General features: G+C 67.8%; 11 protein-coding genes. All 11 read right to left on the minus strand.

All coding sequences use genetic code 11. From position 1 onward, the window contains the following. Nucleotides 1-104: 104 nt before the first annotated feature. Nucleotides 105-479: a hypothetical protein gene (locus tag HV824_RS34360; RefSeq protein WP_176413416.1), complete on the minus strand. Its 375-nt coding sequence runs from the start codon at nt 477-479 to the stop codon at nt 105-107. A gap of 99 nt (nt 480-578) precedes the next feature. Further along, a complete protein-coding gene (locus HV824_RS34365; RefSeq protein WP_176425150.1) occupies nt 579-1,166 on the minus strand; it encodes a hypothetical protein in 588 nt (195 codons plus the stop codon). Between the two features lie 92 nt (nt 1,167-1,258). Beyond that, the gene (locus tag HV824_RS34370) at nt 1,259-1,735 is read right to left on the minus strand and encodes a SycD/LcrH family type III secretion system chaperone (protein WP_176421495.1); all 477 of its coding nucleotides are present in this window, start codon (nt 1,733-1,735) and stop codon (nt 1,259-1,261) included. 4 nt (nt 1,736-1,739) lie between these two features. Further along, nucleotides 1,740-2,219 (minus strand): hypothetical protein, encoded by a 480-nt coding sequence (locus HV824_RS34375; protein ID WP_163786264.1) that lies wholly within the window; start codon nt 2,217-2,219, stop codon nt 1,740-1,742. A gap of 47 nt (nt 2,220-2,266) precedes the next feature. Then, the gene (locus tag HV824_RS34380) at nt 2,267-2,551 is read right to left on the minus strand and encodes an EscU/YscU/HrcU family type III secretion system export apparatus switch protein (RefSeq protein ID WP_011552525.1); all 285 of its coding nucleotides are present in this window, start codon (nt 2,549-2,551) and stop codon (nt 2,267-2,269) included. Between the two features lie 43 nt (nt 2,552-2,594). Then, the gene (sctU, locus tag HV824_RS34385; RefSeq protein WP_176421494.1) at nt 2,595-3,674 is read right to left on the minus strand and encodes a type III secretion system export apparatus subunit SctU; all 1,080 of its coding nucleotides are present in this window, start codon (nt 3,672-3,674) and stop codon (nt 2,595-2,597) included. 22 nt (nt 3,675-3,696) lie between these two features. After that, a complete protein-coding gene (locus HV824_RS34390) occupies nt 3,697-4,515 on the minus strand; it encodes a flagellar biosynthetic protein FliR (RefSeq protein WP_163786266.1) in 819 nt (272 codons plus the stop codon). Continuing rightward, nucleotides 4,512-4,775, minus strand: coding sequence for a flagellar biosynthesis protein FliQ (fliQ, locus tag HV824_RS34395; RefSeq protein ID WP_163786267.1), 264 nt, complete (start codon nt 4,773-4,775; stop codon nt 4,512-4,514). Before fliQ ends, HV824_RS34390 begins: the two co-directional genes overlap by 4 nt. A 12-nt stretch (nt 4,776-4,787) precedes the next feature. Next, complete coding sequence (sctR, locus tag HV824_RS34400; protein ID WP_176421493.1) at nt 4,788-5,612, minus strand: type III secretion system export apparatus subunit SctR; 825 nt, start codon at nt 5,610-5,612, stop codon at nt 4,788-4,790. Between the two features lie 11 nt (nt 5,613-5,623). After that, entirely contained in the window at nt 5,624-6,343 is a 720-nt protein-coding gene (locus HV824_RS34405; RefSeq protein ID WP_255208575.1) for a flagellar biosynthetic protein FliO, read from the minus strand. 94 nt (nt 6,344-6,437) lie between these two features. Beyond that, nucleotides 6,438-6,866 (minus strand): type III secretion system cytoplasmic ring protein SctQ (gene sctQ, locus HV824_RS34410; RefSeq protein ID WP_176425151.1); only part of this gene is annotated, 429 nt, incomplete at its 5' end.

Here is a 6,866-nt window from a genome sequence, read left to right on the forward strand (position 1 = left end):
CCCCTGCCCCAAGCACCCCGCAAAGCAAAACCGCCGCCCCGGTCAGAGACCCGGGCGGCGGCTTCAAAGACAGGCGCGCGGCGAGGCCGCTCGCGGCCGGGGGGCTACCCCCACATGTCCTTGATGAGCTCCTTGCGGCGGCTCATCAGCTTCCCGAAGAAGTTGTCGTCCCGCATCTTCTGGAACATGGCGTTCGTCTCGTGCTTCTTCGTCGTCGACTCGGCGTGCGACTTGACCTCGTCGGCGGAGGCGTTCGGGTTGCTCTGGAGGAAGGACTCCATCTCCCCCTGGACCTTCTGCTTCACCGTGTTGATCCGGCCTTCGCCCAGGTACTGGAGGCTGCCCTTGATCTCCGGCTCGTTCATCCGGTCCACGGCGGAGTTCAGCACGCCCTCCCACGCCTGCTTCTGGTCCTCGGGGGTCGTCGTCGTCGACTTGCGCGCCGCGGCGGACGCGTTGTTCGAAATCTTGGTGGTCACGGGGAAAGCTCCTCGGAAGAAAAGAACGTCTCGAGGGAGTTATCGTCGGCGCCAGGCCCCAAGTTGCGTCCCTGCGGGCCAGGCGCCGACGCGGTCAACCTAGCCCTTGAGCTTGCCCAGGCTGGGGTTCTTCATCCAGGCCTTGAAGGACTCCAGGTCCTTCTGCTCGGCCTTGACGTCCGGCGGCGCGGCCGGCGGAGGCGGCACGTCACCCGTCAGCGACGCGTGCTTCTTGCTGCTCGTCTCGAAGGCGTCCTTCGCCCCCCCCGGGCCGGCGGGGGCCTTGGGCGCGGCGGCCGGAGCCGCCGTGGCGGCGGGCGCGGCGGCGGCGGCGGCCGCCTCTTCGGTGGCGAAGCCGCGGGCGTTCAGGTACGCCTGCATCCACTCCACGGACTCCACCAGCACGGGCGGCATGTTGGCCAGGGCCGGCGTCTTCGTCGCCTCGTTCAGGTGGCGGGTAAAGGCGTCCTTCACGTCCTGGTAGAGCTGGAAGCTCAGCGAAGCACCGGGCTTGGTGTTGCCCAGCAGCGCGGACATCTTCCGCATCACCTGCTGCAGCGTGCCCGTCGCCGACTTCGCCTGGTTCTCCAGTTCGGTGACGAGACGCTCGCGCTTGGCGACCAGTTCGGGCGGGGCCTCTGGAGGCATCTGGGCGGGCACGCGCGGATCAGGATTCGGGTTCGACATGTCAACGACCTCCCTGACGACGAAGAATTGAGCGGCGGGCAGCCTACCAGACTCCCCGGAAGAACAGTCGACTCCGGATGTGAAATGCAGCCTCAGCGACGGCTCAGGGCGGAGATCATGGCCGCCGCCTTGCGCACCACGGGGTCATCCCCCGGCTGCATCGCCGCCGCCCGGCGCAGATCCTCCAGCGCCTGGGGCTTCTGGCCCAGGGCCAGCTTCACCTCCGCGCGCCCCACGTACACGGACGGATCATGCGGCGTCAGCTTGGCGGCCACGTCGAAGGCCGCCAGCGCCCCCTGCCCGTTTCCAGCCGCCATCTCCACCACGCCCAGGGCCTTGGCGAAGTAGGCGTCCGTCGGGTTGACGGCGTACAGGCCCTGGAAGAGCGTGCGCGCCTCGCTCACCCGGCCTTGATAGAAGAAGTAATAGGCCGTCTTGGCGATGGCGTAGAGCTCTTCGTCCGAGTAGCCACGCACGTCCCGCAGCGTGGCCCTGCCATCCGCCCAGCGCTGAAGAAGCGTGTCCAGCTTCGCCTCGTCCTTCGGATCATCCGGGTCCAGGACCGCCATGACGCTAGTAGCCCTCGTCCTTCTGCGCGTCCCACATGCGGCGGATGATCTCCTTCGTCTCCTCGTTCACCTGGTCCACCAGGGAGAGCATGGCGGACTCGCGGTGCAGCAGCGCCTTGAGCCGCTCCAGCCGGTCCGGGGCCGCCCTCACCTTGCCCAGGCCCCGCTCCAGCATCCGGCGCTGGTCCTCGTGCCCCCGGCCCGCCACGCTGGACAGGTGGGGCCGGTCGCTGAAGCCCTCCAGGTCCGCCTCATGTCCGCCGGGGTGCGGCGGCAGCGGCAGGCGGAGCTCCTCCGAGGAGTGCGCCGGCCCGATGAAGTCCAGCAGCGCCGCGGACGCGAGCGCCGGGTTCTTCGGGTTGCCCGTCTTGCGGAGCTTCTTCCGGTCGACCTGCGCCGGGTCGACGAGCCGCTCACGGACGCTGCGGGGACCACCCCAGGGCCACAGGGCGGTATTCGGAGGCGGATTGTTGATTCTGGCCATCGTGATACCGAACCTCACTCCAGATGGGTGGGGGACGTCCAGCCCCCCTAGCGCCTGGCGGCCGCGGCCGCCTGCTCGCGTTGCAGCTCGTAGACGAAGTTCAGGACCTCGGCCACGGCGTCATACAGCTCCTCGGGGACCTCCTGGCCCACCTCCACGCGGTAGAGGGCATTGGCCAGGTTCACGTTCCGCATCAGCGGGATGTTGTGCTCCCGGGCAATCTCACGAATCTTCTCCGCCTTGAGCCGCATGCCCTTGGCCACCACGCGCGGCGCGCCGTCCTTCTCCTTGTCGTACTTCAACGCGATGGCGATTTCGGCGTCGTCACTCATGGGAGGCCCCGCTGTCCCTGCATGATAGCCACACCCGGCCCGCTCACGCGCGGCCCTCGGGGACCGGCTGGCCGGACTTCAGGCCGTAGACGAAGTTGAGGACCTCGGCGACCGCGTCGTACAGCTCCTCCGGGACTTCGCGCCCCACCTCCACCCGTAGCAGGGCGTGGGCCAGGGGCACGTTGCGCAGCGTGGGCACGTCCTGCTCGCGAGCAATGGCCTTGATGCGCTCGGCCTTGAAGTCGATGCCCCGGGCCAGCACGCGCGGCGCGCCGTCCTTCTCCCGGTCGTACTTGAGGGCCACCGCCACGTGGTCCGGGTTGGTGACGATGACGTCGGCCTCGCGCACGGCCTCCATCTGCGCGCCCTCCATGATCTCCTGGTGCAGCTCCTTGCGCTTGGCCTTGTGGTGCGGGTCGCCCTCGCTCTGCTTGTACTCCTTCTTCACCTCCTCCTTCGTCATCATCATGTCCTTCATGAAGGACTTGCGCTGCCACCAGACGTCGAAGACGCCGAAGAGGACGAAGAGGAGCGCCACCCGCGTGGCGACGCGCGTCACCAGCTCCCCCATGATGGCCATGATGGCGCGCGTGTCCTGCCGCACCGTTTCGGCCACCATGGGCATGGAGTCCCGCACCACGCCGTAGACGACGTAGGCGGTGACGGTGATTTTGAGGAGGTTCTTCAGGAGCTCAACAATCGCCTTCTTGTTGAACAGGTTCTTCATGCCCTGGATGGGGTTGAGCTTCTCCATCTTCGGCATCAGCGGGTCCATGGTGAAGAGCGACCCCACCTGGAGGTACTCCAGCAGTCCGCCGACAATGGCCCCACCCGCCAGCACCGGCAGCGACACCACCACCACGGCGCGCACGCCCAGCAAGAGCAGCTGCCCGGTGGCCACCGACAGGTCCACCGGGTTCGTCAGGTGGTCGAAGGAGAACTGGAAGAGCGACGTCAGCTCCGTCTCCAGCATGTCCCAGCTGCCCTTGACCGCGGCCAGCCCCACCACGAGCACGCCCACGCCGCTGAGGTCCTTGCTCTTCCAGACCTGCCCCTTCTTGCGTGAGTCATCCAGCTTCTTCTGGGATGGCTCTTCTGTTTTTTCGCCGCTCTCGTCCGACATGGCGCGTCCCGGATGAAGAGGCTCAGGACAAGAGCCGCAGGGCCTGGTTGAGGGTCCGCAGCATGACGACCATCTCCCCCTGCATGCGGTCTATCAAGGCGCCGAGCACCAGGAAGACGAGCAGCACGCTCACCAGGGGCTTGACGGACATGGAGATGAAGAACACCTGGATTTGCGGCGCCACGCGGTTGATGGCGCCCAGCGCCACGTCCGTGAGGAAGGTCGCCAGCATCGCCGGAGCGGCCAGCGACAGGCTCACCCGGAGCAGGTCCGCGAACACGCGAATCATCAAGTCGAAGAAGGGCCACGGCCCGTCGTGGAAGCGCGGGAAGCCGTCCAGCGGCACCGCCACCAGGCTGTCCGCCAGCGCCTCGATGACCAGGTGGTGCCCGTTCAGCGTGAGGAACAGCACCACCGCCAGCTGCACCTTGAAGTTGGAGAACAGCGTCACCTGCTGCCCCAGCTGGGGCACGTACAGCTGCGCGTTGTTGCTGCCGGACATGGTGTCCACCAGGTTGCCAGCCACGCGCGCCGCCTCGAAGAGCGTGTTGACGACGAAGGCGATGGAGAAGCCGATGAACACCTCCTTCGCCATCAGCGCGATGTACGGCATGGCGCTCAGGGGGATGGACGTCACCGAGCCCGCGATGAGCGGATAGAGGACGATGGAGAGCGTCAGCCCGACGCCCATCTTCAGCTCGGTGGGGACCACCTCGCCGCCCAGGAAGGGGCTGAAGATGAGGACGGGCATCACCCGGCACATCACCAGCGCCACCGTGAAGATGACGGCCGAGACGTTGGCCCGGGTGCCCAGCTCCGCGACGAGGTCCGCGACGTTCATTTGATGAGGACGGGGAACCTGTCGAAGACGTGGAAGGTGAAGCGCACCAGCTGGCTTCCAATCCAGGGCCCCGCCAACGCGAGGACGCCGAACACGGCGATGACCTTCGGCGCGAAGGTGAGCGTCTGCTCCTGAATCTGCGTGGTGGCCTGGAACAGGGAGATGATGAACCCCACCAACAGGCTCATCAGCACCGGCGGCGCCGACGCGACGAGCACCAGGAACAAGGCCTCCTGGGTGATGAACGTGAGCTGATTCATGGAGCCCTCTTCCTACAGGTAGCCGACGACCAGGCCCTTGGCGATGAGATACCAGCCGTCCACGAGCACGAACAGCAGCAGCTTGAACGGCATGGAGATGGTGGTCGGCGACAACATGTGCATGCCGAGCGCCAGCAGGATGTTGGCCACCACCATGTCGATGACGATGAATGGGACGAACAAGAGGAAGCCTATCTGGAAGGCCTCCTTGAGCTCGGACACGACGAAGGCCGGGATGATGACCATGAAGTCATTGTTCTCCACGGCGTCGCGGTCCTCGCCCTTGCGCATCTTCTTGGCCAGGTTGAAGAAGAGCGCCCGGTCCTTGGTGGTGACCTTCTTGATGAGCCACTCGCGCAGCGGCTCCTTGGACTTGTTGGCGGCGCCCAGCATGGAGCCCACCGTCTCCGAGGAGAACACGCCGGGGCCCTTGGCCCAGATGTCCAGGCCGGCCGCGCGGTACATCTGCTGGCCCACCGGGGCCATGATGTAGACGGTGAGGATGATGGCCAGGCCGGTGATGACCTGGGTCGGCGGAATCTGCTGCGTGCCCAGCGCCGAGCGGACAATGGAGAGCACCACCGAAATCTTCACGAAGCTGGTCGCCATCATCAGCGCGAAGGGCACCAGGCCCATGGCCGCGAGCGCCAGGATGAGGATGAGCGGGCGCGAGGCGAACGAGTCGCTGTTGACGGCCTCGTTGACCACCGAGTCGGGGATGGCCGCGCTCCCGCGCCGCTGAGCGAGCGCGGTGAAGGGATGAACGGCGACCGCGGCCGCGAACAGCCAGGGCGGGACGCGCGGGAGACGGGGGCGGGCAGAGGAAGGGACGTTCACGGGCACGGTCGTCAGGAGCCGGGGGGCTGGGAAGGCGAGCCACCGCTGCGGCGGGAGAGGAGCTTCTGGAGGAATGGGCTCAGTGGAACTGCATTCGTCTGCGGGCGCTGCGCGCGGATGCGCTCCACCGCCTCCACATCCAGCTTCGACAACAGTTGCAAGCCACCCTCGCCGCCGCCCAACAGCAGGTATTCGTCCGCGGCCTTCACCACGAAGAGGCTGCGGCGCTGGTCCAGGGGCAGCCGCTCCACCACGGAGATCAGGGGCTGACGGCCCGCGGCCACCCCCTGGAGCCCCATCAGCTTGCGCAGGCCCACGTTCAGCGTGAGGTAGATGGACGCCACCACCACGCCCAGTACGAGCAGCGTGCGCAGCAGCGTCCAGCCCAGGCTGTCCGTCTCCTCGGACTCCGGCAGGGTGTCTCCTGCCGCGCCGCTCTGGGCCGCCTTCGCGGACTCGCGCGCAGACAGCTCCGCGTCCAGGGCACGTTCCGCCTCCAGCAACTCGGCGTCGGCCTCCGGGGCCACGCGCTCAGTGGCCGGCGATGGCGTCGCGGGCGAGGCAGCCGCTGGTGCCTGGGACGGGACAGGCGCCGCGGGGGGCGCCACCGGATTCACGGAGGGTGCGACCGGCGCGGACGTGGACGGAGCCTGGGCCATGGCGGCGGGCGGCGCGAACACCAGCGCGGCACCAAGCAACAGGCGCATGAGGGGGGGACGGAGGACTGCCATGGCTGGGCGCGAGGCTAGTGCATCGGCCGGAGGACCGCCACGGGCCCACGCCCGGCCGGCCACTCCTGCTCGCCTGCCCTGCCCCGCCTGGGACTCAGCTCGCCAGGGTGATGATGCGCACGCCGAGCTGGCCTTCCAACTCCACCAGCTCACCCCGGGCCACCACCTTGCCGTTGACGGACAGCTCCACCGGCTCTCCCGGCCCCCGGCTCAGCTCGAGGACCTGACCGGTGCGCAGCCCCACCACCTGCTGCGCGGTGACGGGCACGCGCGCCAGCTCCACCGCAATCTGCAGGGGCACGTCTCCGAGCAGGTCGCTTCCGTCCGGCTTGCTCACATCGTCCAAGGCCGCCCCTTCCAGTGCCGGAGGCACGTCCAACTCCGGGTTCGTGAAGTCCTCTTCTTCATCCCCAGGCTCCTCGTCCGCGGAGCCCGGGTGGCCCGGTGCGCCTTGAACGAATTCGGTGATGCGCGCCTGGTAGCGCCCGTCCTCGCCGACGAACACCTCCGCCTCTGCCCACCC

The organism is Myxococcus sp. AM009 (genome assembly GCF_013372605.1).
Taxonomy (GTDB): Bacteria; Myxococcota; Myxococcia; order Myxococcales; family Myxococcaceae; genus Myxococcus; species Myxococcus vastator.

What these genes read in the sequence shown, in the direction of transcription:
- HV824_RS34365 (WP_176425150.1), bottom strand. Translation starts at nt 1,166, where the DNA reads ATGTCGAACCCGAATCCTGATCCGCGCGTGCCCGCCCAGATGCCTCCA.
- HV824_RS34370 (WP_176421495.1), bottom strand. Translation starts at nt 1,735, where the DNA reads ATGGCGGTCCTGGACCCGGATGATCCGAAGGACGAGGCGAAGCTGGAC.
- HV824_RS34375 (WP_163786264.1), bottom strand. Translation starts at nt 2,219, where the DNA reads ATGGCCAGAATCAACAATCCGCCTCCGAATACCGCCCTGTGGCCCTGG.
- HV824_RS34380 (WP_011552525.1), bottom strand. Translation starts at nt 2,551, where the DNA reads ATGAGTGACGACGCCGAAATCGCCATCGCGTTGAAGTACGACAAGGAG.
- sctU (WP_176421494.1), bottom strand. Translation starts at nt 3,674, where the DNA reads ATGTCGGACGAGAGCGGCGAAAAAACAGAAGAGCCATCCCAGAAGAAG.
- HV824_RS34390 (WP_163786266.1), bottom strand. Translation starts at nt 4,515, where the DNA reads ATGAACGTCGCGGACCTCGTCGCGGAGCTGGGCACCCGGGCCAACGTC.
- fliQ (WP_163786267.1), bottom strand. Translation starts at nt 4,775, where the DNA reads ATGAATCAGCTCACGTTCATCACCCAGGAGGCCTTGTTCCTGGTGCTC.
- HV824_RS34405 (WP_255208575.1), bottom strand. Translation starts at nt 6,343, where the DNA reads ATGGCAGTCCTCCGTCCCCCCCTCATGCGCCTGTTGCTTGGTGCCGCG.